Here is a 25247-nt window from a genome sequence, read left to right as displayed (position 1 = left end):
GAAACTAGACTGTCCAGTTTGATTGTGGAGGAAAAATGAACATTTCACCCCGTAGTCAGCAGAAGCGGGCTGCGATCCTCGATGCTGCCGGGCGGCTCTTCTGTCAGCACGGTCTGCATCTGGTCAGCATGGACATGGTGGCCAGTGAAGCGGGCGTCTCCAAGCAGACGGTCTACAGCCATTTTGCCAACAAGGAGTCGCTGTTTGCCGAAGCGGTGGGCAGCAAGTGCGTCAGCAGCGAGCTGATGCCGGAGGTGTTGCTGCGTGGCAACAATGTGCGGGAGAGCCTGATTGCCTTTGGTCGCAGCTTTCGCAAGTTGATCCTGAGCGATGATGCCATCAATATCTTTCGCACCTGCATCAGCTGCAACGATGCCCAGCTGGCCACCCTTTTTTTCGAGGCGGGCCCGCTCTATGTGACCGAGATGCTGTCCAACTGGCTGGAGCAGCAGAAGCAGCAAGGCCTGCTGTGCCATCAAGACAGCGAACAGGCCGCCTTGCAGCTGTTGCTGATGTGGCAGGGCAAGGAGCGAATGCTCCGTGAGCTGGGTCTGCCGTTGACCCAGAGCGCTGCCGAGCAGGATGCCTGGACCCTAAGTTGTGTCGATCTCTTCCTGACCGCCGCCGCTCCCCCGCAAAAATAATGGAGGTGGCAATGAGCCACACAGTGACAGATGCCCAGCGCAAGTGGCTGCCCCTGCTGGCGGCGGTCGGTTTCTTTATGCAGGCGCTGGATGGCACCATTCTCAACACCGCCCTGCCCAGCATGGCCGAGACCTTGGGAGAGAGCCCGCTCCAGATGCAGTCGGTGATCATCGCCTACATGTTGACGGTGGCGTTGCTGATCCCGGCTTCCGGCTGGCTGGCTGACAGATTCGGCACCCGCCGCATCTATCTGGCTGCCATCTCGCTCTTCACGCTCGGCTCGCTCGCCTGTGCCGCCTCCAATTCGCTCTCCATGCTGGTGGCTGCCCGTGTGCTTCAGGGGATTGGCGGTGCGCTGCTGATGCCGGTGGGACGGTTGGCGGTGCTGCGGGTTTATGACAAGCACGAGCTGCTGCGGGTGATGTCGTTTGTCACCATCCCGGGGCTGCTCGGCCCGCTGATGGGGCCGGCGCTCGGAGGCTGGCTGGTGGAAGTGGCGAGCTGGCACTGGGTATTTCTCATCAACCTGCCGGTGGGGTTGCTCGGCTTTATCGCCAGCTGGCACTTTATGCCGGAGCTGCGGCAGCAGACCGCCCGGTTCGACTGGCAGGGCTTTGTGATGTTCAGCGTCGGCATGGTGCTGGTGTCGGTCGGCTTGCAGGGACTGGGGGAGCACAGCATCTCCACCGGTTGGGCGCTGTTTGCACTGATCTTCGGCTTGGCGGCGATGGCGAGCTACTGGCTCTATGCCGCCAATGCACCGCAGCCGCTCTTTAGCCTGAACCTGTTCAAGACCGCCACCTTTGCCATCGGCATCTGGGGCAACCTGTTTGCCCGCCTCGGCAGCGGCGCCATGCCCTTCCTCACTCCGCTGTTTCTGCAACTGGGGCTCGGTTTCTCCCCGAGCAAGGCGGGGATGACCATGATCCCCACCGTGATTGGCGCCATGCTGACCAAGACGCTGGTGAACAAGCTGATTCCGAAGGTGGGCTATCGCCGCATCCTGATCGGCAACACCCTGCTACTGGGGGCGATGATCGCCAGCTTCTACTTTATCGACAACCAGCTCCCCTACGGGGTCTTGCTGGGCTGGCTGGCGATCTTCGGCGCCATCAACTCGCTGCAGTTCTCCGCCATGAACACTCTCACGCTGCAAGATCTCAGCCCGACCCTGGCCAGCAGTGGCAACGGTCTGCTCTCGGTAGTGATGCAACTCTCCATGAGTTTGGGGGTGGCGATTGCCGCCAGCCTGCTCGGGCTCTTCTCGGCGGGCACCTTAGTGGCCGAGGGTCAGTGGCTGGCCGGGTTCCACCTAACCTACCTCTGTGTCGGGTTGCTCTCCATGCTGGCGGCGCTGATCTTCGCCCAGCTGGCGCGCGATGGGGCTACGCCGTCGGCGCGGGCAGATAGCTGACCTCGCAGGGGAGCTGCGCCAGTACCTCGGCCAGATGCTCGGTCGCCAGCAGAAAGGTCTGCTCCGGGTGGCCCGGAGTCCAGGTGAAGGCGGTGTGGTTGAGCAGTTGTGGGTCTACCAGTAGCGGAATATCGGCACGGGGCAGGAAGGGGCAGACCGCTCCCGGCAGGCAGCCGATCTCCGCCTGCATCTCTTCGGCGGTGCAGATGGAGGGCTTGGCACCGAGTGCGGCCTTGACCGCCTTGTTGTCGAGCCGTCCGTCCCTGTGGGTCAGCAGCAGGGCGAAGCGGCCATCCTTGAACTTGAGAAACAGGGTCTTGCTGAACTCCGCCTGCCAGCCGAGGCGGGCCTTGACCTTTTCATCGGTGGCGTAGTCGAGGATGGGTTCATGCTCATAGCGCTGGTGGGGCAGTTCGGCCAGCAGCTGGCAGTTGAAGTGGTGAATGGTATCGAGTGGCATGGGGTTCTCCTGTAGTGGGCGCTATCCTGCCAGCCTCGCAGGGTCAGGCCCAATGACACTTTCTTATCCGTGATAAGCAACCCTGTCCGTGCAAACAACAAGGGCGCCGTGAGGCGCCCTTGCGGATCAGTGATGCTGCAATTCGCACGCTTCCCAGTGAAAGGGAATGGGGCACAGCTGCTGGGAGGCCTTGTCATAGGCTTGCCACAGCTCGCCCATGGTGCGGCCATCGACGGGGTGGCGCAGTTTGGGGGCCAGCTCGGCCAGCGGCCAGAGCACGAAGGCGTTGGTGAGCACTTCACCGCGCGGCAGCACCAGCGGGGTGTCGCAGACCAGATCGCCATAGAGCAGCAGGTCGAGATCCAGGGTGCGCGGGGCGAACTTCTTGGCATCCGGCTCGCGGCCGTGGGCGAACTCCATGGCCCGCAGTCGCTGGCAGACGGTGGTCAGCGGCAGATCGGTCTCGGCAGCTGCTACCAGGTTGTAGAAGGGGCGGCCGTTGAAGCCGACCGCCTCGCTCTCGAATACCCGGGAGACCCGCAACTCGCCAAATTCGGCGTGCAGGGCATCGAGCCCGGCGCGAATATGACGATCCCGCTCGATGTTGGAGCCCAGGCTGATATAGATGGTGGTCATCAGTTGCTGCTCGCGGCCGGGGTGCGATGGCGCAGGATCTCGACGCCGACCCCGGCGGCATTGGGCACGGCGCCCGGCTTGGTGAGGGTCACCTTGACCCACTGTACCCGCTCGTCGGCGAGCACCAGCATGGCAACCTGCTCGGCCATGGTCTCGACCAGCTCGACCACCTTGCTGCTGACATGCTCGCAAATCTTGTTGGAGAGGTCGGCATAATCCAGTGCCAGATTGATGTCGTCGGTTGCTGCCGCGGGGCGGTTGTCGAACCCCATCTCGAGGTCAAAACGGAGCTTTTGGCGAATGCCCTTCTCCCACTCATATACACCGATGGTGGTCAAAACTTCGAGTCCGCGAATAAACACCTTGTCCATGACTGTACTTCTTCTTTACTCTTGATGGGCTGTGATGACAGCGCAGGGATGCTGGCTGGGCAACAGGCTTGCCGAGGCGCTCTGGGTGGGCATGGGCCCATGCCAGCGTATGTGGCCCGCATCATACCCCATTCATATCGTGGTAAAAACGACCAAGATGACGGCCCTGACGATTTTGATGATTATTCTGGCCTACCTGGGTGGTTCACTATCCAGTGCTGTGCTGGTCTCCCGTTGCACCGGTCTGCCCGACCCGCGGGATCATGGCTCCCACAATCCGGGGGCAACCAATGTGCTGCGCCTCGGTGGCCGGATGGCGGCGCTGGTGGTGCTGCTGCTTGATGTGCTCAAGGGGACTGTGCCCGTCTATCTCGCCTGGTATCTGCAGATCAAACCCGTCTACCTCGGCTTTATCGGGGTCGCCGCCTGCCTCGGCCATATGTACCCCATCTTCTTTCATTTTCGTGGTGGCAAAGGAGTCGCCACGGCACTGGGGACCATGATGCCCATCGGCTTTACCATGGGGGGCGCCGTGATTGGCACCTGGCTGCTGGTGCTGCTGGTGAGTGGCTACTCCTCGCTGGCCTCCATCATTACCGTGCTGCTGACGCCGCTCTTTACCTACCTGCTCAAACCCGAATACACCCTCCCTGTCTCGCTGCTCTCCTGCCTTATCCTGATCCGCCATCACGAGAACATCTCCCGCCTGCTCAAGGGGGAGGAACCCAGAGTCTGGGAGCGAAAAGGCGCGGCCTGTGCCGAAGAAGTGGCAGAAATGGACGATGTTGCGCAAAAAAGAGACGAACGAGACAAAAAGTGAAATTTCCCGTTGACCATCTGCCTTAAAATCCGTTTAATAGCGCCCACGCCCAGATAGCTCAGTCGGTAGAGCAGGGGATTGAAAATCCCCGTGTCGGCGGTTCGATTCCGTCTCTGGGCACCAATTTTGGTGCCATGAAAGAAAAAATTTGTTCATGCACAATGGTTTAAAGTGTGCCGGCTTAGCTCAGTAGGTAGAGCAACTGACTTGTAATCAGTAGGTCACCAGTTCGATTCCGGTAGCCGGCACCATTTGCCCAGATAGCTCAGTCGGTAGAGCAGGGGATTGAAAATCCCCGTGTCGGCGGTTCGATTCCGTCTCTGGGCACCAATTACAATTCCTCCTTAGTTCAGTCGGTAGAACGGCGGACTGTTAATCCGTATGTCACTGGTTCAAGTCCAGTAGGAGGAGCCAATTCAAAAAGCCCTTGTCGCAAGACAAGGGCTTTTTTCTATTTGGCGCAGCCATTTTTTAACCATAAAAACAACCACACACGCACAGATGAACCGCAGGATAGATATGGAAAATCATGTAGTTATAGAGTCAAAGGGGCGACTTGCCGCCATTAGGAACTGGATGGAACCCGTGCTGGTACTGCTTATTCTAGGCAGCCTGTTCGGTTACCTCGGCAGCCAGATGGGCCTCTCTGCCATGGTCAACACCCTGTTCAATACCGCCCACCAGCTGCTGCTCAATACCGTGCTCTTTATCATGGGGATCACGGTGCTCTCCGGTGCCCTGAGCCAGCTGTTGAGCGAGTTCGGGGTGATCCGCCTGCTGGAGGTGCTGCTGGCCCCGCTGATGAAGCCGGTGTTTCGCCTGCCTGGCCGCACCGCCCTGGCGGCCCTGATGACTTTCTTCTCCGACAACCCGGCGGTGATCAGCCTCGCCAAGGACAGCCGCTTTCGCAAAGGCTTCACCCCCTGGCAGCTGGTGTCGCTCACCAACTTCGGCACCGCCTTCGGCATGGGGCTGATCGTGGTGACCTTTATGGCCACTCTGCAACTGCCGAGCGGTGAATCCACCGCCAGCGCGGCGCTGATCGGGCTGCTCGGTGCTCTGGTGGGCTCGGTGGTCTCCACCCGACTGATGCAGCGGATGATCCGCCCCTTGGTGGGGGAAGTGCTGAACGATGACGCTGTATTGTCCGACGGCCGCAAGGTAGGGGTGACCAAAGAGGCGGCTCCCGGCTGGCTGAGGATCCTCAACTCTCTGCTCGATGGTGGCAAATCTGGCGTGGAGCTGGGGATGGCGGTGATCCCCGGGGTGCTGATCATCAGTACTTTCGTGATGCTGCTCACCTTCGGCCCGGGCGACAAGGGCTATACCGGCGAAGCGTTTCAGGGGGTTGCCCTGCTGCCGGTGCTGGCTGCCAAGGTAAGCTGGCTGTTTGACCTGCTGTTCGGCTTCCTGCAGCCGGAGCTGGTCGCTTTCCCGGCTACCTCGCTCGGTGCGGTCGGTGCCGCCATGTCGCTGGTGCCGCCTTTTATTGCCAAGGGGTGGATCACCGGCAACGAGGTGGCGGTGTTTACCGCCATGGGGATGTGCTGGAGCGGCTTTTTGAGCACCCACACCGCCATGCTCGATGCCCTCGGCTATCGCCACCTCACCTCCCGCGCCATCGTTGCCCACACCATCGGCGGCCTGTGCGCCGGTGTGGCCGCTCACCAGCTCTATCTACTGCTGGGCTGAGTCGGGTTCAGACACGGAAACAAAAAGAGGCTCTTCGGAGCCTCTTTTTGTTTCCCCCTGCCGCGCCCTGCTCACGGGCGCACCAATCACCCTTGCTGCGTGATGCCCTGCACCTTCAACCAGAATCGCTCCTGGCAGTGGTTGTGAAACAGCTTGCGGGCTGGAGTGATGGGAATGGGACTGGCGATGACCCGATAGCTGATCCAGCACTCGGCACAAAGCTGCTGCGATGGCGCTTCGTCCTGTTCGGTTTGCTGGCGGATGACGACCCCATTGGCAAACCAGCTGGTGGTTATCTGGTGCTGGATCACAGTGCCGCTCTCATCATGCTCGCTATAGTGTTCACTCTCTTGGCGGGTGAGGGTGACGGGGCTCGCCTGTCGATGAATGGCCCTGATATAGCTGATTAGTTGATTCATTGCCGATCTTGCCGTGATGGTTGGCCTGCACTGGATGAGCTGCACAGGATGGAAGAGGGCTAGCGTAACGTGCTGCCGGGTTTGCGGCAATCGCCTCGGCTGCACCGCAAGTAAACCTGAACGGGGGAGAGCAATGGGGATCCCGCAAAACAAGGCCGAGCTGCTACTCGCGATCGATACCAATTTCAGCAAGTTGTTCAAGGCGTTGCAGGCCGTCCCCGAGAGCCGGGTGCGGGAGCCGACCTTGGCAGGGCACAGCAAGGGAACCACCATGAGCGTCGTCAATCTGCTGGCCTACCTTATCGGCTGGAACGAACTGCTGATCAAGTGGATCGAGCGGGATGCGGTAGGTCTGCCAGTGGATTTTCCCGAAACCGGTTTTAAGTGGAACGAGCTGGACAGGCTGGCCCAAAAGTTCTATCGGGATTACGAGGGGCTCAGCTATCCGGCGTTGTTACAGCGGTTGGCTGCCGCCAGAGGGCACATCATTGAACTGGTGGAGGCGCGCAGCGACCAGCAGCTGTATGGCTGCCTCTGGTATGAGAAGTGGACGCTCGGGCGGATGATCCAGTTCAATAGCGGTTCCCCCTATCTCAACGCCAACGGGCGGCTGCGCAAGTGGCTCAAAGAGTTGGCGATCCGGGTGTGAAAAGAGGGCGATAGCTGCCCGGGGGGGCGGCAAAACGCTTTGCCACCATATTGCCACTACCGCCCGTGGCGGCAGCTACTGGCCGCCTGACTCCCCTTTGCGCTCGGCCATCTCCTGCGTGCTGGTGTGCTGGTTGAATAAATAGATCAGCCATTCAAGGGATTAGCCGGTGCGGTGCGTTTTATTGCCGTGCTGGCCCCGCTTATGCAGACCTCTTGGCAACATCATCAAGGGTCGTTGTCGCGGAGAGTTATCATGATCAGCAACCTGCTTCCCCTTGCCTCAATCGCCCTCAATCTTGGCAGCCAGCTGCTTGGCAGCAGTAGCAAACCCCAGCCCGTGCAGCCTGCCGTGCAGGAGGATCGCCTTGCTCCGACCGTCCAGAGCTTGTTCCAGCGGCTCGGCATCAAAGATGCCGACAGCGAACAGAACCGCTCGGCCATCAATCACTTTATGGGGGAGCTGATGCAGACCCTGGGGCAGGAGAATGGTGGCAAATCCCTCCCGGCTGCCATCGATAGCGCCCGCAACCAGCTGGCGAGCGGCACCCAGAGCACCCGCCTCGATGCCCTGCAAAGTGAGCTTGATACTCTCAAGGATTCCCTCGGTGCCAGCCATCTCAACCTCGATCAGTTGCTCGGTGCCTTTAAACAGACCCTGCCCAATGGCAAGGGCGATGGGGTTGGCAAACTGCTTAATGCCAGCGCGTAAGTTGAGAGAAAAACGCTATTGCTGTTGAGCTTCGAATCTCACTCACTGTATGATTCATGGAAATTGTTTCAGTCTCCTAGGTATGATTTGTTCTGAACACAGAACATTATTATGGGGGAGAGTTTAGGCTATTTACTGAGTCTTACTAAATTGGCTTTAATACATTATTTTTAACGGTGATAGAACATATTTTTCTTGTTGGCTATAAGTTAAGCTTTACACTGTTATAACAAACCTTTCATGATGGTCAATACAGCAGGAGGTATATTTATTTCAAGAAGTTTTTCTTTTGAATATGTTTGATATTTAATTTATGGTTAATTTTTAAACTGACTGTAGAAATTATGAGTAAACGAGTTATGTGGGAAGAGTATTTACAATACATGGAGGGAGTGGTGTGAGTCTTAATAAGATTGCTTTATTGATTTTATTATGTGTTGTTTTTTTGTGTTGTGGATATCTTTTGGGAGTAAAAGTACCATTTACCAATGAACTCCCATTAGTTATTGACCAAAAAAAGTTAGAAGTTAGCAAGTTTGAATATTTCTCTCTTGTGATAAACCTAGTTTTAGCTGTGTTCACGTTCCTGACCATTGCAGTCGCTTTATTAAAAGAGGAAATAGTGGGGCTTTGGAAAAAGGTGATTTTTAGTGCTGATTTGGATAATGGGAAAGGGTTTGTTGAAAATATAAGTAGGAGAAGTGGAAGTACATCGGCTGATAGCTATCAATTAAAATTAAAAATAACCAATAATGGTACAATTAATGCATTAAATTGTAGGGTTATTATATCTAAGGTAATATATAAAAATGGTGCTTCTAACAATGCTAGAGAGATGAAGTATCATGCCAATAAGATATTGACAAATTCTGAACATCAGATTCTATCACCATCGACGTCATTCGAAATTACAATGGCTGAAATAAATATTAATAGAGATAACTCTGATAATGTATCTAGTACTGGCCCGGTGACACCGGCTCCAGCTCCGGCTCCGACACTTCTTATTGCTGGTACTCAAATAGAACAAGATTGTCATAATGGAAGTCTTGAGGTACATTTCTCCATCCACTGTGACTCAACTGCAAGCTTAAAGAAGGTAATGATAATTCAATGGGATGGGGCGTGGAAGGATAGACTTGCTGATATTCAACTGAACGCAACGTTTAAGAGTTAAGGTGGGATGATGAAAACGTATCTTATTTCATATGATTTGAATAATAAGTCAAAAGAATATAACTTTCTTTATGATGAAATCAAGAAATCAGACACTTGGTGGCACTATTTAGAATCTGTTTGGGTAATAACTAGTAGAGAAGACCTATATAATGTCAGAATGAGACTTCAAAATCTATTAGATAGGGATGATAGACTTTTGGTTATTGAAATTCATAGTGGACAAGCTGATGGATGGTTACCTACTGATGCGTGGGATTGGTTGAAAAACAATACAACTATAAAATAATAAAAGGGGGCGTTACCCCCCTAATATTTATCTTTAACGGGACTTTAAGATGTATTCAATTTTTTGCAAGGATGCTTCTACCTGCTCGCGGGCGACGCCGCCTTTGGCGACCCGCTTGGCCAGGGTCGCTTCCAGTGCCAGATTGGGGTAGACGTCGAACTCGATCACCGGGCTGAAGCGCTGGAACTCGCCGATGGAGAGCTCCTCCAGCGGTTTGCCCACGCTGATGGCAAAGACCACGGTTTCGCCGACGATATGGTGTGCCTCACGGAACGGAATCCCCTTGGCCACCAGATAGTCCGCCAGCTCGGTGGCGTTGGCGTAGCCGCCTTGCGCCGCCGCCATGGTGCGCTCACCATTCACCTTCAGATCGATCAGCACCAGCGCCGCCATATCGAGGCAGTCGTGCCAGGTATCGAGGGCATCAAACAGCCCCTCTTTGTCTTCCTGCATGTCCTTGTTGTAGGCCAGCGGCAGCGCCTTGAGGCTCATCAGCATGCCCATCTGGGCGCCCACCACCCGGCCGGTCTTGCCACGGATCAGCTCCAGCGCATCCGGGTTCTTCTTCTGCGGCATCAGGGAGGAGCCGGAAGTGACCGCATCGGAGAGCTCGACAAAGCCCGCCTCGCCGGTGTTGTAGAAGATGAGATCTTCGGCAAAGCGCGACAGGTGGGTCATGGAGAGGGACGCCACGTGCATCAGTTCCACTACGTGATCCCGATCGGAGACCGAATCCAGACTGTTGCGGGTGGCGCCGGCAAAGCCCATGTCGAGCGCCAGCGCTGCGCGGTCGATGGCGTAGGCAGTGCCCGCCAGCGCGCCGCAGCCGAGCGGGCTGGTGTCGAGGCGCTTGAGGGCATCCTGCAGCCGGGAGTAGTCCCGTTCCAGCATCTCCACATAGGCCAGCGCCCAGTGGGCGTAGGTGACCGGCTGGGCCCGCTGCAGGTGGGTGTAACCGGGCAGTACTGCAGCCTGATTGGCGCGCGCCGAGGCGACCAGCCCCTGCTGCAGGGCGGTGATGGAGCCGAGCAGCAGCTCGCCCTGCGCCTTGCACCAGAGTTTCAGGTCGGTGGCGACCTGATCGTTGCGCGAGCGGCCGGTGTGCAACTTCTTGCCCAAATCGCCGACGGCGGCGATGAGCTGGCTCTCGACCCAGGAGTGGATATCTTCGGCGTCCGAGCTGAGGATCTGCTGGGGATCCTGCTGCACCGAGGCGAGCAGCACCTCCATCGCCTGTTGCAGTTTGCCCTGCTCATCGGCGGTCAAGACTCCCACTTTCACCAGCGCGCGGGCCCAGGCCATGGAGCCCTGGATATCCTGCTCCGCCAGCCGGTAATCGAACCGCAGCGAATCGTTGAACTGCTTGAACCGGCTATCGGCTCCCTGACTGAAGCGTCCACCCCAAAGTGCCATACTGCTCTCCTTGAATGCGTTGTCGGCGGCGCCCTGGCCACCGAGCTTGAAATCGTGCCCTGTTTTTCTGCGAGCCTGTTATCTCACAGAAGCGGCCGGGGCGCTGCCGCTCTTGTCACACCCGCCGATGATGGGTCAGGGGCCATGCCCTCTGCCTGTAGAAGAGGGGGCCATGCCCCCTCAACGGAATCAACGGGTTATCGCGCTTGCTTAGCCGTGGGTATGGTCGCCACCGATGGCTTGATGCTGCTCCTTCATGGCGCGGATCCGGCTGGCCAGGGTGTAGAGACGGATAAAGCCTTCGGCATGGCTCTGGTCGTACACTTCGTCGGCGCCGAAGGTGGCGAAGTCTTCGGAGTAGAGGCTGTTCGGCGACTTCTTCTGCACCGCAGTGACCTGACCCTTGTACATCTTCAGCACCACTTCACCGTCGAGATCTTCGGCGATGGCGTTGGCCGAGGCGAGGATCGCCTTGCACAGCGGAGTGAACCAGCGACCGTCATAGACCAGATGGGAGAACTCGGCACCCAGCTTTTCCCGCCAGGCGCGGGTCGGGCGATCCAGTACCAGCTCTTCCACGGCGCGCAGCGCGGCGACCATCACGGTACCGCCCGGGGTCTCGTAGCAGCCACGGGACTTCATCCCCACCATCCGGTTTTCGGTGATGTCGATGCGGCCCACGCCGTGCTTGCCAGCACGCTCGTTCAGGGTCATCAGGATCTGGTGCGGGCTGAGCGGCTGGTCGTCAACGGCCACCACTTCACCCTGCGCCACGGTCAGCTTGACGTACTCCGGCTGATCCGGAGCCTGCTCGGCCGGTACGGTCCACTGCCAGACCGCTTCGGACGGCTCGTTCCAGGTGCTCTCCAGCTCGCCACCCTCGGTGGAGATGTGCCAGGCGTTGGCGTCGCGGCTGTAGATCTTCTTCAGGGTCGCCTTGCAGGGGATGTTGCGGGTCTCCAGATAGGAGAGCAGATCTTCCCGGGAGCGCATGTCCCAGATCCGCCACGGGGCGATGACTTTCAGTTGGGGCGCCAGCGCGGCGACCGCGCCTTCGAAACGCACCTGATCGTTACCCTTGCCGGTGCAGCCGTGGGAGATGGCATCGGCCCCTTCCGCCAGCGCCGCTTCGACCATCGCCTTGGCGATCACCGGACGGGCCATTGAGGTGCCCAGCAGATAGGTGCCTTCATAGACGGCGCCGGTCTTCAGGGTCGGGTAGACGTACTCTTTGACGAACTCTTCCCGCAGATCCTTGATGATGCACTTGGTGGCGCCGGAGGCGATGGCCTTCTGCTCGATCCCTTCCAGATCGTCGCGCTCCTGACCGACGTCGGCCACGAAGGCGATGATTTCGGCGTCATAGTGCTCTTTCAGCCAGGGAATGATGGCCGAGGTATCCAGTCCACCCGAGTAAGCCAGTACGATCTTGTTGATTCCGCTCATGTTACTTCTCTCCGTGATGATTCGATGATGATTCAATAAAGGTGTCGTGATTCAGGTTGATTGCCGCGTTACTTGTTGCCGAGAAGGGTCAGCAACACGGCGTTCTGGATATGCATCCGGTTTTCGGCCTCGTCCATGATGAGGGAGGCAGGGCCATCCATCACCTGCGAGGAGATCTCCAGCTCCCGATGAGCCGGCTGGCAATGCAGCACGTGCTGGATGCCGGTGCGGTCGAGCAGGGCCTGGTTGATCTGGTAAGGCATAAAGAGGTCTTTGACCTGCTCCATCGGGGTGTTGTCACCCATGGAGACCCAGGTATCGGTGTAGGCCACGTCGAACCCTTCGATATCTGCCACGTCATCACTGATGTGGATGGTCGCCCCCGACTTGGCCGCCAGTGCCTGCGCCTGCAGGAAAATCTGGGTATCCGGGCCGTGGCCTTTCGGGCAGATCAGGGTGACGTCGGTGCCGAGGGTGGCCCCCAGCAGCAGCAGAGAGTGGCTAACGTTGTTGCCATCACCGAGGTAGGCAAGCTTCACCTTCGACAGGTCGTCGTAGTGCTCGGCAATGGTCATAAAGTCGGCCAGCCCCTGACAGGGGTGGTAGAGGTTGCACAGGCTGTTCACCACCGGCACTGTGCCGTGCGCTGCCAGCTCGACCAGGGTCTGGTGATCGAACACCCGGGCGACGATGGCATCACACCAGCGGGACAGGTTGGCGGCAAAATCCTTCACCGACTCCCGCTTGCCCAGCGCGCCGTTCTGCTGATCCAGATAGACGCTGTGGCCGCCCAGCTTGGCGATGCCGATGTCGAAGGTGACCCGGGTACGCAGGGAGGGCTTCTCGAACAGGGTGACCACGCTCTTGCCGGCCAGCGCCTGGCTGTACTTCTTCGGGTCGGCCTTCACTGCTTTGCCCAGCGCAATCAGCGCCTCGATCTGGGCTTTGTTCAGATCACTGTCTTTCAGAAGATGTTGCATCGGATGTTCCTTGTTCCGGTGGAGATCAAATAGCTACCTGGGTGCCGACCGCGCCGCCAGCCAGCAGCTTGAGCAGCTGATCCGGGTAGCGCCAGCTGGCGACACAGACCGGCTTGCCGAGGGTCTCGGCGGCGTGCAGGGCCGCTTCTACCTTGACCGCCATGCCATCGCGGATCACCCCTTTCTCCATCAGATCCAGCGCGGTCAGCTTGTCGAGCTGGGGCACCAGCTTGCCCTTGCCATCGAGGATGCCGCTCACGTCGGAGAGCATCACCAGATCGGCACCGAGGGCCTCGGCAATGGCGGTGGCCGCCTGATCCGCGTTGACGTTCATCAGCTGCCCCTCGGCAGTGATACCGATGGAGCTCACTACCGGCAGGAAGCCCTGACCGAGGATGCCCGCTACCAGCGCCGGGTTGCCCGGCTTGCACTCGCCGACCGCGCCGAGATCCGGGTCAAGCTGGGTCACCTGACAGAGGCCGCCGTCGGCGAGGCAGAGCCCCACCGCCGGAATACCGGTGGCGATCGCCTTGGCCATCATCTGCTTGTTGGCCGTCCCCGCCAGCGCCCCGGCAATAAAGGGGATCTGCTCGAACGGGGTCACCCGCAGGCCATTCTTCTTGGTGGAGGTGAGACCCAGTCCCTTGAGCAGGTCATCCACCAGACAGCCACCGCCGTGCACCAGCACCAGCGGACGGTGCTGATCGTCGAGAAAGGTTTTGAGGGTGGCGAACAGGGCGGTCAGCGCCTCGTCGTTCTCGATAAGGGCACCGCCCAGCTTGATTACCAACGTCTGTTTGTCCATGTTCGAGATCCTTCCTAAGTCCTTAAATCAGGCCGGTGGCCGGTTCAAATCCAAATTTGATATTTATGCACTGCATGGCTTGCGAGGCGGCGCCCTTGAGCAGGTTGTCGATGGCCGAGACCACCACCAGCATGTTGCCCTGCTGTTGCCAGGCGATGTCGCAGTAAGGGGTGCCCGCGACGCCGCGAATGGAGGGCATCTGGCCGGTGAGGCGCACCAGCGGCTTGCCTTCGTAAGCCTTGAGGAAGGCCTGATCCACTTGCGTGGGGGTCACGCCGTCCGCCAACTGCACATAGATGGTGGCCAGGATGCCGCGCACATAGTTGCCAAGGTGGGGCTGGAACAGCACCTCCTTGCCGAGGTGATGGCTGATCTCCGGCTGGTGTCTGTGATTGAAGGTGCCGTAGGGATTGAAGCTCACTTCGCAGAAGCTGGTGTTGATGGCCGCTTTGCGTCCTGCGCCGGAGACCCCGGAGACGGCGTTGATGATGGGCTGCCACCCCTTGGCAATCAGGCCATCCTGCTGCAGCGGCTTGAGGGCGCAGAGGGAAGCGGTCGGGTAGCAACCGGGCACGGCGATCAGTTGGGCGCTGGCGATGGCATCGGCATTCCACTCGGCCAGACCATAGGCGGCCTGATCCAGCCACTGTTCGCTCTGGTGGGTGAAGCCGTAGAAGCTGTCGTAAAAGCCCTGATCCTTGACCCGGAAGGCGCCGGAGAGATCGAACACCGGCAGCCCCTTGGCGAGAAACTTGGGTGCCAGCTCGGCGCTCACCTCGTGGGCGGTGGCCAGCAGCATCAGGTCGGCCTGGGTCAGGATCCGGGTCATGCCGTCGTCGTCCAGCGGCAGCAGCGGCTGATCGAGGGCTCCGACCCACTGGGGATGGAGGGAAGAGAAGCGCTTGTGGGCATCCTGACTGCCGGCCGAGACATAGAGGCCGAATAGCTTGAGTTGTGGGTGGTTCTGTACCAGTGCGGCCAGCTCGGCTCCCGCGTAGCCACTGGCACCGACGATAACGGTGTTAAGCATGTTGAATATTCCAAGTCAGAGTTCGAGATTCACAGCATGACGCTGCAGTGCACAAGGGTGTTCGATCGCCCCTTTGCACAAGTGCGGAGGGGCAATTCAGGCGGGTGTGTGTCGTCGGTTATAGATCAGGTGACAGAACATTAACTTTCCCTTACAACTAGAAGCCTTTGTTGATGAGCCAGATATTCAGGTAAAACTACAGAATATTCATGCACTCACTTTGCATTTGTATTTTCTAACAGAAACATTCCGGGGACGCAAGGAGGAGCTGATGGCCAATCTGGATTTTTTTTCACTTTATAAGAATATTATTGCGATTCCCTCTATCAGCAGCACGGATCCCAAGTGGGATCAGAGCAACGAGGCGGTGATCCGGTTGCTGGCCGACTGGTTCGGTCAGCTCGGTTTTCAGTGCGAGGTAACGGCGCTCCCCGACCTGCCGGGCAAGTTCAATCTGGTGGCGACGATCGGTCAGGGGGAAGGCGGTCTGCTGCTGGCGGGTCACACCGATACGGTGCCGTTCGATGAGGGGGGGTGGAGCAAGGATCCCTTCAAGGTGACCGAAGAGGGCAACCGTCTCTATGGTCTCGGTACCATCGATATGAAGGGCTTCTTCGCCTTTATCGTCGAGGCGCTGAAAGATATTGACCTCACCAAGCTGACCAAGCCGCTGCGTATCCTCGCTACCGCCGACGAAGAGACCACCATGGCGGGGGCTCGCGCCATCGCCGCGGCGGCGGAGCTCAAACCCGACTACGCCGTGATTGGCGAACCGACCGGACTGGTGCCGGTGGTTGCCCATAAGGGGCATATGTCGGAGGCGATCCGCATTACCGGCAAGAGCGGTCACAGCTCGGATCCCGCCAACGGCGTCAACGCCATGGAGATCATGCACAAGGCGATGGGGCAGGTGCTGCGCTTGCAGCAGGATCTGAAAGATCGTTACGCCGACCACCGCTTTGCCGTGCCGCAGCCGACTCTGAACCTCGGTTACATTCAGGGCGGCGACAGCCCGAACCGCATCTGCGGCTGCTGCGAGCTGCATATCGACCTGCGACCCACTCCGCAGGTGGGGCCGGATGAGTTGATGGGGATGCTCAAAGAGGCGCTGTCACCCATCGAGATCCACCAGCCGGGCTGCCTGCATCTGCAACATCTGCACGAGCCTATTCCCGCCTATGCCTGCGCCGACGACTCTGTGCTGGTGCGCGAAGCTGAGAAGGCGAGCGGTCGTGCCGCCGAGTCGGTCAACTACTGCACCGAGGCGCCGTTTATCCAGCAGCTTGGCTGCGAGACCATAGTGATGGGCCCAGGTCATATCACCCAGGCGCACCAGCCAGATGAGTATCTCGACCTCTCCTTCGTCAAGCCGACAACCTCGGTGTTGCAGCACCTGATCAGACGTTTTTGCCTGTAGCGGCGGCGGTGAAAGGGGCGTAAAAACTGTAAGTAAGTTACATAACAAGCCGGTTGTGGAGTGGTGATGGAAATACATGTTCTGAATCGGCCTGTTATTTGACCTTGCGCAGACAATCTGGGTAGATTGTCACCCTAAGATGACGGAGCATATGTTGTAATCGCACAACAATAAGTGAGGTCGTCTAGCACCCCGGATGGGTGTCAGGCACCAACAAGATAAGGATGTGGAATGAACGAAAAGTACGCCGCACTACGCGCCAACGTAGGTATGCTGGGTCAGCTGCTGGGTAAATCCATCAAGGATCATCAGGGTCAGGCCTTTCTCGACAAGATCGAAACCATTCGCCAATTGGCCAAGTCCTCCCGCAAGGGCAATGAATCAGACCGGGAACGTCTGCTCGATACCCTGCGAACCCTGAGCGATGACGAACTGCTGCCGGTGGCCCGCGCCTTCAGCCAGTTCCTCAATCTGGCCAACGTGGCGGAACAGTTCCACACCATCTCCCGTCGCTGTGAAGAGCAGGTCTGCACCCCGGACCCGCTGGAGCAGATGTTCGACAAGCTGAAAGCCTCCAACCTGTCGCAAGAGGCCATCATTCAGGCCGTGCGCGAGCTGGATATCGATCTGGTGCTGACCGCTCACCCCACCGAGGTGACCCGCCGCACCCTGATCCACAAGCACGTACAGCTCAACGACTGCCTCGAGGCGCTGGAGCTTTCCGACCTGCTGCCCCGCGAGCGGGACAAGATCCTCAATCGCATCGAGCAGCTCATCAATCAGGCGTGGCACACCAACGAGATCCGCGAACAGCGCCCGACTCCGGTCGACGAGGCCAAGTGGGGCTTCGCCGTGGTGGAGAACAGCCTGTGGCCCGCCATTCCCGAATTCATGCGCAATCTGGACGAGCGTCTGCAACACCATCTGGGTGTGCGGCTGCCGCTGGATGCCGCGCCGGTCAAGTTCACCTCCTGGATGGGCGGTGACCGCGATGGCAACCCCTTCGTCACCGCCAAGGTGACTGCCGAAGTGCTGGAGCTGGGCCGCTGGATGGCGGTGAGCCTGTTCTACAAAGACATCAAGGAGCTCACTTCCGAGCTCTCCATGTCCGACTGTACCGACGCCGTGCGCGCTCGCGTTGGCGATCACCCCGAGCCCTACCGTGCGCTGGTGCGCGAGCTGCGTGAAGCGCTGCGCGAAACCAAGGAGCACCTCACAGCCAAGGTACAGGGTCAGGCGAGCGAGAGCCAGGATCTGGTCAAGACCACCGCCCAGCTGCGCGAGCCGCTGGAGCTCTGCTACCACTCATTGCACGCCTGCGGCATGGGCAACATCGCCGATGGCATGCTGCTGGACGTGCTGCGCAAGGTCGCCTGTTTCGGCATTCATCTGGTCAAGCTGGATATCCGTCAGGATGGCGAGCGTCACGGGCTGGTCTTCTCCGAGCTGACCCGTTATCTGGGTCTGGGTGACTACGCCGAGTGGAGCGAAGATGACAAGCAGGCCTTCCTGCTCAATGAGCTCAGCTCCCGTCGCCCGCTCATTCCCCACGACTGGGAACCGAGCGCCGAGGTGCGCGAGACGCTGGATACCTGTCAGGTTATCGCCCAGCACGACCCCGATGCGTTCGGTATCTACATCATCTCCATGGCCGGTGCGCCGTCCGATGTGCTGTCGGTGCAACTGCTGCTCAAAGAGGCAGGCTGCAAGTTCCGCATGCCGGTCGCCCCGCTGTTTGAAACCCAGGATGACCTGATGGCAGGCACCGCCGTGATGGAGCGTCTGCTCTCGGTGGACTGGTATCGCGGCTACATTCAGGGCCGTCAGTACGTGATGATCGGTTACTCCGACTCTGCCAAGGATGCGGGCATGATGGCCGCTGGCTGGGCCCAGTACGCCGCCATGGAATCCCTGGTGGGGCTGGCCGAAGCCAACAACATCCGACTCACCCTGTTCCATGGCCGTGGCGGTACCGTCGGTCGTGGTGGTGCGCCTGCCCATCAGGCCATCCTCTCCCAGCCGCCGGGATCCCTGCGCGGCGGTCTGCGTACCACCGAACAGGGGGAAATGATCCGCTTCAAGTTCGGTCTGCCGAAAGTGGCGATCAAGAGTCTCGAGCTCTACACCAGCGCCGTGCTGGAAGGGAACCTGCTGCCACCGCCCAAGCCGAAAGAGTGCTGGCGCGAGGTGATGGAACAGCTGGCCGCCGACTCCTGCGAGCACTACCGCAGCATTGTGCGCGGTCATCCGGACTTCGTCCCTTACTTCCGTGCCGCTACCCCGGAGATGGAACTCGGCAAGCTGCCGCTCGGCTCCCGTCCCTCCAAGCGCAAGCCCAACGGCGGCGTCGAGAGCCTGCGCGCCATTCCGTGGATCTTCGCCTGGACCCAGAACCGCCTGATGCTGCCTGCCTGGCTCGGTGCCCACAAGGCGCTGCAACAGGCCATCGACGGCGGCAAGCTGGCGGTGCTGGAAGAGATGAGCGCCCAGTGGCCCTTCTTCCGCACTCGCCTCGAAATGCTGGAGATGGTGTTCCTCAAGGCGGACGTCTGGCTCGCTGAGTACTACGACACCCGTCTGGTGCCGCAGGAGCTGTGGGGCCTTGGCAAACAGCTGCGTCAGGAGCTCGCCGAATCCATCGAGGTGGTGCTGAAACTGAGCCCGCGCGGGGATCTGCTGGAGGATCAGCCCTGGATCAAGGAGTCCATCAAGCTGCGCAACCCCTACACAGACCCGCTCAACGTGCTGCAGGCCGAGCTGCTCAACCGCTCCCGCAACCACCCGGAGACCCTGCACCCCGAGCTGGACAAGGCGCTGATGGTCACCATCGCCGGTATTGCCGCAGGGATGCGCAACACCGGTTGATAGCCAGCCCAAGCCAGCAGGCTTCAGCAATATCCATCAAGCCAAAGGGCGCCGACACGGCGCCCTTTGTTTTTTGTTGCCCAGCAGAATTCGGCTCGATGGGAACCCCACCCATGTTTTGGACTGTATTTTATAGGGTGCAGCAAGCGCAGCGCATTGCACGGCTCGGAAATGATTTTAGCCCTGACTCGTCCTGTGTTTAATTCGGCAAGCAGCACAATTCACCTTGTTCATTGCTCTCTACTCATTACCGGTGATGGGTACAGATTTCCCCTCCGGCTTGCATCCCTCGCCATGCAGGCGCAGACTGTTTGGCCTTGTTTTTATGCGATTCGATTCAAGGCAACCATCATGACTCCTGCCATCAACCTGCTGAAGAAGCTCAAGATTCCCCACAAGCTCTACCCCTACGAGTGCGAAGCCCACGACGATTTCGGCAAGCATGCCGCGACCCAGCTCGGGCTGCCGGAGGCGCAGGTGTTCAAGACCCTGGTCGCCCATCACGACAAGCAGGCGGTGGTGGCCATCGTTCCCTCATCCGGCATGTGCAGTTTGAAGCAGCTGGCCAAGGCGACCGGCCTCAAGAAGGTGGAGATGATGAAGCCGGCTGAGGCGGAGAAGCTGACCGGTTACAAGGTGGGCGGCATCAGCCCGCTGGCCCAGAAGAAACTGCTGCCCACTGTGCTCGACGAGTCGGCGCTGCAGTTTGACGAGATCCTGGTGAGCGGCGGCAAGCGCGGCCTCTCGGTCGGCGTGGCGCCGCAGGATATGCTGACGCTGATGAAGTGGATCGCCGCTCCCATCGGCGAAGAGTAGTGCCGGGCACAGTGTGAACCTGCCCTCCGGGCCTGTGGTGGCCCGGATGTATCCTTGTTGGCTCACTCCTGGCTGATATAGTGGAGATGGAATAATTGCCGCCAAGGATATGGCCCATGCGCGCATCTGCCCGCTCCCTGCTCTTTATCGCGTTGCTGCTGCCTGCCACCGGCGGTGCGGCTCCTGCCTTTACGCTGCGTACCTGCTTTGAAAACAGTGACTCCTACCCTTGGCTGCTGCAATCGGGGGAGGGGGTTGTGCAGTATCACCTCAAGGCGGTTGCTACCGCTCTTGATGCCGAGATCGTGCTGACGCCGCTACCGTGGAAGCGCTGCCTCTCTCGGGTGAGCAGTGGCCAGATGGATGCGGCCATCAAGATGAGCTACAGCGTCGAGCGGGCGACCAAGGTGGGGGTCTATCCCATGCGTGAGGGCAAACCCGACCCTACCAAGCGGCTGCTGACCGAGAGTTACAGTCTCTACCAGCTCAAGGGGGGTAAGAGCCAGTGGGATGGCGCCACCCTCAGGGTCAATGGCGTGGTTGCGGCCCAGTCAGGATTTTCCATCGTCGACTTGTTGCAGGCTGCGGGAGCCGAGGTGGATGACTCCAGCCGTGACCCGTTGATCATTTTGAAAAAGCTGGTGATGGATCGGGCGCAGGCGACCGCCATCCAGACCGAGGTGGCTGACAGTATTCTGGCGGCCAATCCCGCGTTGCAGACTCGCATCGAGCGGCTCTCGCCGGTGCTGGTGGAGAAGCCCTACTATCTGGTCTTCTCTCACCGCTTCTATCAGGCCCATCCCCGACAAAGCCGGCAGGTGTGGGATGCTATCGAGCATGTGCGCGACTCTGCTGCCTATCAGCGTTATGCCACAGCGCTCAGAAGCACACCTCCGGTGGGGGAGTAGGCTGATGGATGCAGTAGGCCGAAAAGGGGAGGAGAGCGTGGGGTGGTGGCAGGGCCGAGCGCCCACGCTCAGGGGCTACACTGAAAGAACCCCTTCAGCCAAGGCGCGGTTTATGTCACCCCTGCATCTGCTGGCCGTCGCTCTGCTCTGCATGTTGTCGCTGACCGGACAGGCGGCCACCCGGTTTACCCATATCAGCCCGGAGAGCGAGCGGGATCCGCGTACCACCTATGATCGGGAGCTGCTGCGGCTCGCCCTCGACAAGACCCGCGAACAGTTTGGCGATTATCTTCTGGAGCCTGCGCCGCCCATGACCAAGGCGCGCGAGCGGCTCAGCATGCAGCTCGATAGCTATCCCAACCTCTTTGTGATGGACAGCTACAGCAGCACCCGCGAGGATCTGGGGCTCGCCTATGTCCGTTTTCCCATCCATCTGGGCATCGTCAGCTACCGCATCTGTTTTGTCAGCCCGCAGCAAAAGGCGGCGGTGAGCAGAGTGACTGACCTCAAGGGGCTGCGGCAGTTTACCTTCGGTCAGGGCAAGGGGTGGCTGGATGTGGATATCCTGCGTTACGCCGGGATGGAGGTGGTGGAAGTGGAGGGGTACGAAAAGCTGTTCAAGATGGTGGCGCGGGGTCGCTTCGATCTCTTCTGCCGCGGGGTGAGCGAGCTGCGCAGCGAGCAGCTGACCCACAAGGAGATGACGGATCTGCTGGTGGATGACGCACTGTTGATCTACTACCCGCTGCCCCGGGTTTTCTACACCAATCCCAACAATCGCGAGGCGCTCAAGCGGGTCGAGCGGGGGTTGCAGCTGGCGTGGCAGGATGGCTCGCTACAGGCGCTGTGGCGCAAGAGCTTTGGCCCGGCCATCGCCTTTGCCAAGCTCTCCCAACGCCGACTGCTGCGACTGGATAACCCCTTCCTCGACGGGATCAGCTTCGATTACCGCCCCTACTTCTACAATCCGCAGACCGATCGTTTCGGCGATTACTGAGGTGCCTGCCGCTGGCGGCAGAGGGCCAGCCAGGCCTCGGCGGTGCGGGAGAGATAGCGCTCGCTCGGCCAGATCACCCCGAGTCGCCAGCTAAGTTCTGGTTCCAGCGGTCGCAGCACCAGACCATCCGGGGTCAGCCGGTTGCAGACCGGCTCCGGCAAGAAGGCGACCCCCATGCCGCTGCGTACCATGGCGGTGAGAAAATCCCACTGGCTGCTGCGCGCCGCCACCTGCGGCACAAAGCCCGCCTCCTGACACGCCTGCTCCAGTCGCTCGCTCAGGGTAAACGCCTGGGTATAGAGCAGGAAGGGCTCATCTTGCAGTGATTCCAGCCGCAGCGGCGCATCGCCATGCCAGCGGGGTTGATCCGGCAGCACTACCCGGATCGGGTATTGATCCAGCTCCAGCGCGCTGAGGGCGCCCCCCTCTTTGGTCGGCAGCATGGTGATGGCGAGATCCAGCTCTCCCTCCAGCACCGCCTGTTCAATGCGGCGACCGCCGTACTCCACCAGGGTCAGCTCCACCTTGGGATAGCGGGTGCGGTAGGCGCGGATCAGATCCGCATAGACGTGACCTACCATGGGGGGAATGCCGAGGGTGAGGCGACCGTGTTGCAGGCTCTGCAGATCCGCCAGTTCGGCCTCCAGCTGCTGCATCTCAGCCAAGATGGTCTGGGCCCGGTTGAACAGCACCTGGCCGCTGTCGGTCAGAGTGAAGCGGCGCCCTTCCCGGTTGAGCAGGGGTTGGCCCAGCTCCTCCTCGATATTGCGGATCATCTTGCTGATGGTGGGCTGGGTGACGAACAGCTTTTCAGAGGCGCGGGTGAAGCTTTTTTCCCGCACCAGTTCGACAAAATAGCGCAGGGCGCGAATATCCATGGACTCTCTCGACTCGTGTTGGCGGGTACGGGATGAAGTATGCCTATGTGGCATGAATTCGATAATTTTAATTCATTTCTGGCAGGTTTTGCTCAACTCTATACTGTGAGCCGGTTCACAGAAAGACGATGATCATGAAAGCCCTCTGCTTGCGCTGGTTACAGACTCCCTTCCAGATTGTGTTGCTGGCAGCCATCTGGCTGCTGGCCGATACCGCGGTTCGAACCCTCCATCTGCCGCTGCCCGCCAACCTCACCGGCATGCTGTTGCTGCTGGCCTGCATCCTGCTCGGAGTGGTCAAGGCCGAATGGTTCAGTGCCGGTGCGCGCTGGCTGCTGGCGGAGATGCTGCTCTTCTTCGTGCCCGCCGTGGTGGCGGTGGTTAACTATCAGGAACTGCTGCTGCAAGAGGGGTGGCGCATCATGGTGGTGTTGCTGGTGAGCACCACCCTGGTACTCGGTACCACGGCGCTGGTGGTGGACAGGGTCTACCGCCTCGAACTGAAACTGGCCCGCCGGAGTCGTCGTCATGTCTGATACCCTGCTCGGGCTGCTCTGCTTCGCCCTGACCTTGATCTTTTACTACGCCAGCAAATGGCTCTACGGCAAAAAACGCATCCTGCCGCTGATGCCGCTGCTGCTGGCGCCGACCCTGCTGGTGGCCGTGGTGCTGCTGTTCCACATCCCCTATCAGGACTACATGGCGGAATCCCACTGGCTGCTCTGGCTGCTGGGCCCGGCGACCGTCGCCTTCGCGGTGCCGGTCTACGAGAACCGCCAGCTCATTCGTCGCCACTGGCTGTCGCTGTCGGTGGGGGTGGTCGCCTCGGTCATCATGGCGGTGGGGAGTACCGTGCTGCTGGCCCGCTGGCTGGATCTCTCCGACATGTTGCAGCGCAGTCTGGCGATGCGCTCCATCACCACGCCGTTTGCGGTGGAGGCGACCCGCGCCATCGGCGGTCAGAGCGATCTCACCGCGCTGTTTGTGGTGCTGACCGGCGTCATCGGCATGGCGGTAGGGGAGAGCGTGCTGACCGTGCTGGCCATTCGCAGTCGTCTCGGCAAGGGGGCTGGCTTTGGCGCCTCGGCCCACGGCGCCGGTACTGCCAGGGCTTATCAGATGGGAAATGAAGAGGGAGTGGTCTCCAGCATGGTGATGATGATCGCCGGCATGGTGACCGTGCTGCTGGCGCCCCTGCTGGGCCGGATGTTCTGGTAGGCCGGACTTCCCTTTAGAAGGCGGCTCGTCCCGGCGCTACACTCTAGTGAGCCTGTATTTCCGGGATGAGCAGTATGACCTTTCATCGCCTCGCTTCCTGCTTGCTGCTGTGCAGTCTTTCCCTCCTTGCCACTCCCCTACGGGCGAGCGACGTCATCACTCATATCAGCCCCGAGAGCGACCGGGACTTGCGTACCCTCTATTTTCGCGATCTGTTGCAGCTGGCGCTGGAGAAGACCCGCGACAGCTTCGGTGACTACGAGCTGCGAACCGCGCCGCCGATGAACCGTATCCGGATGCGACAGATTGTGCAGACTCAGCAATACCCCAATCTGTTTGTGGCCGACAGTCTGCGTCCGGCCGCAGAGAGCGGAGCGCTGGATTACGTCCGTTTTCCGGTGGAGCTGGGCATCCTCGGTTATCGCATCTGCTTTGTCAGTCCGCAGCAGGCCGATGCGGTGGCAAGGGTCAATACCCTGACCGAGCTGCAGCAATTTCTGCACGGGCAGGGCCGTGGCTGGCAGGATGCGGAGATCCTGCGTCATGGGGGATTCAAGGTGCAGGAGATCGACGGTTACGAGCGGCTGTTCAAGCTGGTGGCGCGCGGTCGCATCGATCTCTTCTGCCGCGGGGCCAACGAGCTCTTTATCGAGCAGGAGCAGCACAGTGATCTGCCCGGTCTCACCGTGGATCGGCGAGTGGCGCTGCACTATCCCTTCCTCCACCTCTTCTACACCCACAAGGATAATCAGGCCGCCATCCGCCGCCTCTCGGTCGGCCTCAAACTGGCGTGGCGGGATGGCTCGCTGCAACAGCTCTGGCTGCGCCACTTCAAACCTTCCCTCGATCAGGCGCAGCTCCCCAGACGCCTGTTGTTCGAGTTGGCCAATCCGCGCCTTGATAAGGTGGACTTTGATTATCGGGCCTACCACTACAACCCCGTCGACGGGACGTTCGGGCCCGGGCTGCCTTGATCCTGATGGTGCTGTTACCGGATAAAGGGCCGTATCTGCCGATGTGCTAAATCATGCCAAAAAGGCATGTTTTTTATTATTTAAATTCATTTTTTGAAGGTTGGTGCGCTGCATATACTGGGGGTCGCTTCACGGTTCAGGTTTGCTCCTGCCCGCTTCTGGCTTGTGCGAGTGAGCCTGAATCGTCCTGCTGCGGCGTCTTGATGTTCTGCATGAAG

The 25247-nt window shown here is 59.5% G+C and carries 26 protein-coding genes and 4 tRNA genes; 20 read left to right on the top strand and 10 right to left on the bottom strand.

What is annotated here, in order from left to right; all coding sequences use genetic code 11:
• Window positions 1-35 precede the first annotated feature (35 nt).
• Both I6L34_RS08420 and mdtD read left to right on the top strand, forming a co-directional pair.
• Window positions 36-644, top strand: coding sequence for a TetR/AcrR family transcriptional regulator (locus I6L34_RS08420; RefSeq protein ID WP_005355070.1), 609 nt, complete (start codon window positions 36-38; stop codon window positions 642-644).
• A gap of 11 nt (window positions 645-655) precedes the next feature.
• Complete coding sequence (gene mdtD, locus I6L34_RS08415; RefSeq protein WP_216956563.1) at window positions 656-2059, top strand: multidrug transporter subunit MdtD; 1404 nt, start codon at window positions 656-658, stop codon at window positions 2057-2059.
• On the opposite strand, the gene I6L34_RS08410 is transcribed toward mdtD, so the two are convergent.
• The 3 genes from I6L34_RS08410 to folB all read right to left on the bottom strand — a co-directional run bounded on the left by I6L34_RS08410 (window position 2031) and on the right by folB (window position 3526).
• Window positions 2031-2519: a YbaK/EbsC family protein gene (locus I6L34_RS08410; RefSeq protein ID WP_005336108.1), complete on the bottom strand. Its 489-nt coding sequence runs from the start codon at window positions 2517-2519 to the stop codon at window positions 2031-2033. The two genes, mdtD and I6L34_RS08410, sit on opposite strands and share 29 nt — an antisense overlap.
• A 126-nt stretch (window positions 2520-2645) precedes the next feature.
• Window positions 2646-3155 carry a 2-amino-4-hydroxy-6-hydroxymethyldihydropteridine diphosphokinase gene (gene folK, locus I6L34_RS08405; protein WP_005336107.1) on the bottom strand — a complete coding sequence of 170 codons (510 nt, stop codon included), beginning with the start codon at window positions 3153-3155 and terminating at the stop codon, window positions 2646-2648.
• Complete coding sequence (gene folB, locus I6L34_RS08400) at window positions 3155-3526, bottom strand: dihydroneopterin aldolase (protein WP_075115845.1); 372 nt, start codon at window positions 3524-3526, stop codon at window positions 3155-3157. The genes folK and folB overlap by 1 nt, the downstream gene beginning before the upstream one ends.
• Window positions 3527-3683: 157 nt before the next feature.
• Here folB and plsY point away from each other — a divergent pair, with 157 nt between their 5' ends.
• The 6 genes from plsY to I6L34_RS08370 all read left to right on the top strand — a co-directional run bounded on the left by plsY (window position 3684) and on the right by I6L34_RS08370 (window position 6038).
• A complete protein-coding gene (gene plsY, locus I6L34_RS08395; protein WP_040069041.1) occupies window positions 3684-4346 on the top strand; it encodes a glycerol-3-phosphate 1-O-acyltransferase PlsY in 663 nt (220 codons plus the stop codon).
• Window positions 4347-4393: 47 nt separating this feature from the next.
• Window positions 4394-4469, top strand: a tRNA-Phe gene (locus I6L34_RS08390).
• A 52-nt stretch (window positions 4470-4521) separates the two neighbouring features.
• Window positions 4522-4597, top strand: a tRNA-Thr gene (locus I6L34_RS08385).
• Between the two features lie 3 nt (window positions 4598-4600).
• Window positions 4601-4676, top strand: a tRNA-Phe gene (locus tag I6L34_RS08380).
• 8 nt (window positions 4677-4684) lie between these two features.
• Window positions 4685-4760: transfer RNA gene (locus I6L34_RS08375), tRNA-Asn, on the top strand.
• 105 nt (window positions 4761-4865) lie between these two features.
• Window positions 4866-6038, top strand: a complete 1173-nt coding sequence (locus I6L34_RS08370) for a nucleoside recognition domain-containing protein (protein WP_216956559.1) — start codon at window positions 4866-4868, stop codon at window positions 6036-6038.
• Between the two features lie 86 nt (window positions 6039-6124).
• Here I6L34_RS08370 and I6L34_RS08365 read toward each other — a convergent pair whose 3' ends face one another.
• Window positions 6125-6457, bottom strand: coding sequence for a hypothetical protein (locus I6L34_RS08365; protein WP_216956556.1), 333 nt, complete (start codon window positions 6455-6457; stop codon window positions 6125-6127).
• A gap of 133 nt (window positions 6458-6590) precedes the next feature.
• Between I6L34_RS08365 and I6L34_RS08360 the strand changes: the two genes are divergently transcribed.
• The 4 genes from I6L34_RS08360 (at window position 6591) to I6L34_RS08345 (ending at window position 9282) form a co-directional block, all read left to right on the top strand.
• Window positions 6591-7106, top strand: coding sequence for a ClbS/DfsB family four-helix bundle protein (locus I6L34_RS08360; RefSeq protein ID WP_216956553.1), 516 nt, complete (start codon window positions 6591-6593; stop codon window positions 7104-7106).
• Window positions 7107-7361: 255 nt separating this feature from the next.
• Entirely contained in the window at window positions 7362-7817 is a 456-nt protein-coding gene (locus tag I6L34_RS08355) for a hypothetical protein (protein ID WP_216956550.1), read from the top strand.
• Between the two features lie 397 nt (window positions 7818-8214).
• On the top strand, window positions 8215-8994 hold the full coding sequence (locus tag I6L34_RS08350) for a hypothetical protein (protein ID WP_216956547.1): 780 nt from the start codon (window positions 8215-8217) through the stop codon (window positions 8992-8994).
• 6 nt (window positions 8995-9000) lie between these two features.
• Window positions 9001-9282, top strand: a complete 282-nt coding sequence (locus I6L34_RS08345) for a hypothetical protein (protein WP_216956544.1) — start codon at window positions 9001-9003, stop codon at window positions 9280-9282.
• A gap of 33 nt (window positions 9283-9315) precedes the next feature.
• On the opposite strand, the gene argH is transcribed toward I6L34_RS08345, so the two are convergent.
• The 5 genes from argH to argC form a co-directional block, all read right to left on the bottom strand.
• The gene (gene argH / locus I6L34_RS08340; RefSeq protein WP_216956541.1) at window positions 9316-10695 is read right to left on the bottom strand and encodes an argininosuccinate lyase; all 1380 of its coding nucleotides are present in this window, start codon (window positions 10693-10695) and stop codon (window positions 9316-9318) included.
• A 210-nt stretch (window positions 10696-10905) separates the two neighbouring features.
• Window positions 10906-12141: an argininosuccinate synthase gene (locus I6L34_RS08335; protein WP_033115910.1), complete on the bottom strand. Its 1236-nt coding sequence runs from the start codon at window positions 12139-12141 to the stop codon at window positions 10906-10908.
• A gap of 68 nt (window positions 12142-12209) precedes the next feature.
• Window positions 12210-13121 (bottom strand): ornithine carbamoyltransferase, encoded by a 912-nt coding sequence (locus I6L34_RS08330; protein WP_216956538.1) that lies wholly within the window; start codon window positions 13119-13121, stop codon window positions 12210-12212.
• A gap of 25 nt (window positions 13122-13146) precedes the next feature.
• Window positions 13147-13926 carry an acetylglutamate kinase gene (gene argB / locus I6L34_RS08325; RefSeq protein WP_005336097.1) on the bottom strand — a complete coding sequence of 260 codons (780 nt, stop codon included), beginning with the start codon at window positions 13924-13926 and terminating at the stop codon, window positions 13147-13149.
• A 22-nt stretch (window positions 13927-13948) separates the two neighbouring features.
• Window positions 13949-14956, bottom strand: a complete 1008-nt coding sequence (argC, locus tag I6L34_RS08320) for an N-acetyl-gamma-glutamyl-phosphate reductase (RefSeq protein ID WP_216956534.1) — start codon at window positions 14954-14956, stop codon at window positions 13949-13951.
• Window positions 14957-15227: 271 nt separating this feature from the next.
• Here argC and argE point away from each other — a divergent pair, with 271 nt between their 5' ends.
• The 5 genes from argE to I6L34_RS08295 all read left to right on the top strand — a co-directional run bounded on the left by argE (window position 15228) and on the right by I6L34_RS08295 (window position 21959).
• On the top strand, window positions 15228-16373 hold the full coding sequence (gene argE / locus I6L34_RS08315) for an acetylornithine deacetylase (RefSeq protein WP_075115852.1): 1146 nt from the start codon (window positions 15228-15230) through the stop codon (window positions 16371-16373).
• A 231-nt stretch (window positions 16374-16604) separates the two neighbouring features.
• Complete coding sequence (gene ppc, locus I6L34_RS08310) at window positions 16605-19238, top strand: phosphoenolpyruvate carboxylase (RefSeq protein WP_058058658.1); 2634 nt, start codon at window positions 16605-16607, stop codon at window positions 19236-19238.
• A 351-nt stretch (window positions 19239-19589) separates the two neighbouring features.
• Window positions 19590-20054 carry a Cys-tRNA(Pro) deacylase gene (gene ybaK, locus I6L34_RS08305; RefSeq protein ID WP_005336092.1) on the top strand — a complete coding sequence of 155 codons (465 nt, stop codon included), beginning with the start codon at window positions 19590-19592 and terminating at the stop codon, window positions 20052-20054.
• Window positions 20055-20170: 116 nt separating this feature from the next.
• Complete coding sequence (locus tag I6L34_RS08300; protein WP_058057573.1) at window positions 20171-20962, top strand: ABC transporter substrate-binding protein; 792 nt, start codon at window positions 20171-20173, stop codon at window positions 20960-20962.
• Window positions 20963-21074: 112 nt separating this feature from the next.
• Complete coding sequence (locus tag I6L34_RS08295) at window positions 21075-21959, top strand: transporter substrate-binding domain-containing protein (RefSeq protein WP_216956531.1); 885 nt, start codon at window positions 21075-21077, stop codon at window positions 21957-21959.
• Here I6L34_RS08295 and I6L34_RS08290 read toward each other — a convergent pair.
• Window positions 21953-22837: a LysR family transcriptional regulator gene (locus tag I6L34_RS08290; RefSeq protein WP_216956528.1), complete on the bottom strand. Its 885-nt coding sequence runs from the start codon at window positions 22835-22837 to the stop codon at window positions 21953-21955. The two genes, I6L34_RS08295 and I6L34_RS08290, sit on opposite strands and share 7 nt — an antisense overlap.
• A 134-nt stretch (window positions 22838-22971) precedes the next feature.
• Here I6L34_RS08290 and I6L34_RS08285 point away from each other — a divergent pair, with 134 nt between their 5' ends.
• The 3 genes from I6L34_RS08285 (at window position 22972) to I6L34_RS08275 (ending at window position 25029) form a co-directional block, all read left to right on the top strand.
• Window positions 22972-23373: a CidA/LrgA family protein gene (locus tag I6L34_RS08285; protein ID WP_041202734.1), complete on the top strand. Its 402-nt coding sequence runs from the start codon at window positions 22972-22974 to the stop codon at window positions 23371-23373.
• Complete coding sequence (locus I6L34_RS08280; protein WP_167557112.1) at window positions 23366-24055, top strand: LrgB family protein; 690 nt, start codon at window positions 23366-23368, stop codon at window positions 24053-24055. Before I6L34_RS08285 ends, I6L34_RS08280 begins: the two co-directional genes overlap by 8 nt.
• Window positions 24056-24129: 74 nt before the next feature.
• Entirely contained in the window at window positions 24130-25029 is a 900-nt protein-coding gene (locus I6L34_RS08275; protein WP_139400430.1) for a hypothetical protein, read from the top strand.
• Window positions 25030-25247 lie beyond the last annotated feature (218 nt).

This window comes from Aeromonas sp. FDAARGOS 1404 (assembly GCF_019047085.1).
In the GTDB taxonomy this organism is placed as follows: domain Bacteria; phylum Pseudomonadota; class Gammaproteobacteria; order Enterobacterales; family Aeromonadaceae; genus Aeromonas; species Aeromonas veronii.
Note: the sequence above shows the minus strand (reverse complement) of the source record. Positions and strands in the feature narration are given on the sequence as shown.

Excerpts from the sequence above, each read along its gene's own strand:
- I6L34_RS08420 (WP_005355070.1), top strand. The coding sequence starts at position 36 with ATGAACATTTCACCCCGTAGTCAGCAGAAGCGGGCTGCGATCCTCGAT.
- mdtD (WP_216956563.1), top strand. The coding sequence starts at position 656 with ATGAGCCACACAGTGACAGATGCCCAGCGCAAGTGGCTGCCCCTGCTG.
- I6L34_RS08410 (WP_005336108.1), bottom strand. The coding sequence starts at position 2,519 with ATGCCACTCGATACCATTCACCACTTCAACTGCCAGCTGCTGGCCGAA.
- folK (WP_005336107.1), bottom strand. The coding sequence starts at position 3,155 with ATGACCACCATCTATATCAGCCTGGGCTCCAACATCGAGCGGGATCGT.
- folB (WP_075115845.1), bottom strand. The coding sequence starts at position 3,526 with ATGGACAAGGTGTTTATTCGCGGACTCGAAGTTTTGACCACCATCGGT.
- plsY (WP_040069041.1), top strand. The coding sequence starts at position 3,684 with ATGACGGCCCTGACGATTTTGATGATTATTCTGGCCTACCTGGGTGGT.
- I6L34_RS08370 (WP_216956559.1), top strand. The coding sequence starts at position 4,866 with ATGGAAAATCATGTAGTTATAGAGTCAAAGGGGCGACTTGCCGCCATT.
- I6L34_RS08365 (WP_216956556.1), bottom strand. The coding sequence starts at position 6,457 with ATGAATCAACTAATCAGCTATATCAGGGCCATTCATCGACAGGCGAGC.
- I6L34_RS08360 (WP_216956553.1), top strand. The coding sequence starts at position 6,591 with ATGGGGATCCCGCAAAACAAGGCCGAGCTGCTACTCGCGATCGATACC.
- I6L34_RS08355 (WP_216956550.1), top strand. The coding sequence starts at position 7,362 with ATGATCAGCAACCTGCTTCCCCTTGCCTCAATCGCCCTCAATCTTGGC.
- I6L34_RS08345 (WP_216956544.1), top strand. The coding sequence starts at position 9,001 with ATGATGAAAACGTATCTTATTTCATATGATTTGAATAATAAGTCAAAA.
- argH (WP_216956541.1), bottom strand. The coding sequence starts at position 10,695 with ATGGCACTTTGGGGTGGACGCTTCAGTCAGGGAGCCGATAGCCGGTTC.
- I6L34_RS08335 (WP_033115910.1), bottom strand. The coding sequence starts at position 12,141 with ATGAGCGGAATCAACAAGATCGTACTGGCTTACTCGGGTGGACTGGAT.
- I6L34_RS08330 (WP_216956538.1), bottom strand. The coding sequence starts at position 13,121 with ATGCAACATCTTCTGAAAGACAGTGATCTGAACAAAGCCCAGATCGAG.
- argB (WP_005336097.1), bottom strand. The coding sequence starts at position 13,926 with ATGGACAAACAGACGTTGGTAATCAAGCTGGGCGGTGCCCTTATCGAG.
- argC (WP_216956534.1), bottom strand. The coding sequence starts at position 14,956 with ATGCTTAACACCGTTATCGTCGGTGCCAGTGGCTACGCGGGAGCCGAG.
- argE (WP_075115852.1), top strand. The coding sequence starts at position 15,228 with ATGGCCAATCTGGATTTTTTTTCACTTTATAAGAATATTATTGCGATT.
- ppc (WP_058058658.1), top strand. The coding sequence starts at position 16,605 with ATGAACGAAAAGTACGCCGCACTACGCGCCAACGTAGGTATGCTGGGT.
- ybaK (WP_005336092.1), top strand. The coding sequence starts at position 19,590 with ATGACTCCTGCCATCAACCTGCTGAAGAAGCTCAAGATTCCCCACAAG.
- I6L34_RS08300 (WP_058057573.1), top strand. The coding sequence starts at position 20,171 with ATGCGCGCATCTGCCCGCTCCCTGCTCTTTATCGCGTTGCTGCTGCCT.
- I6L34_RS08295 (WP_216956531.1), top strand. The coding sequence starts at position 21,075 with ATGTCACCCCTGCATCTGCTGGCCGTCGCTCTGCTCTGCATGTTGTCG.
- I6L34_RS08290 (WP_216956528.1), bottom strand. The coding sequence starts at position 22,837 with ATGGATATTCGCGCCCTGCGCTATTTTGTCGAACTGGTGCGGGAAAAA.
- I6L34_RS08285 (WP_041202734.1), top strand. The coding sequence starts at position 22,972 with ATGAAAGCCCTCTGCTTGCGCTGGTTACAGACTCCCTTCCAGATTGTG.
- I6L34_RS08280 (WP_167557112.1), top strand. The coding sequence starts at position 23,366 with ATGTCTGATACCCTGCTCGGGCTGCTCTGCTTCGCCCTGACCTTGATC.
- I6L34_RS08275 (WP_139400430.1), top strand. The coding sequence starts at position 24,130 with ATGACCTTTCATCGCCTCGCTTCCTGCTTGCTGCTGTGCAGTCTTTCC.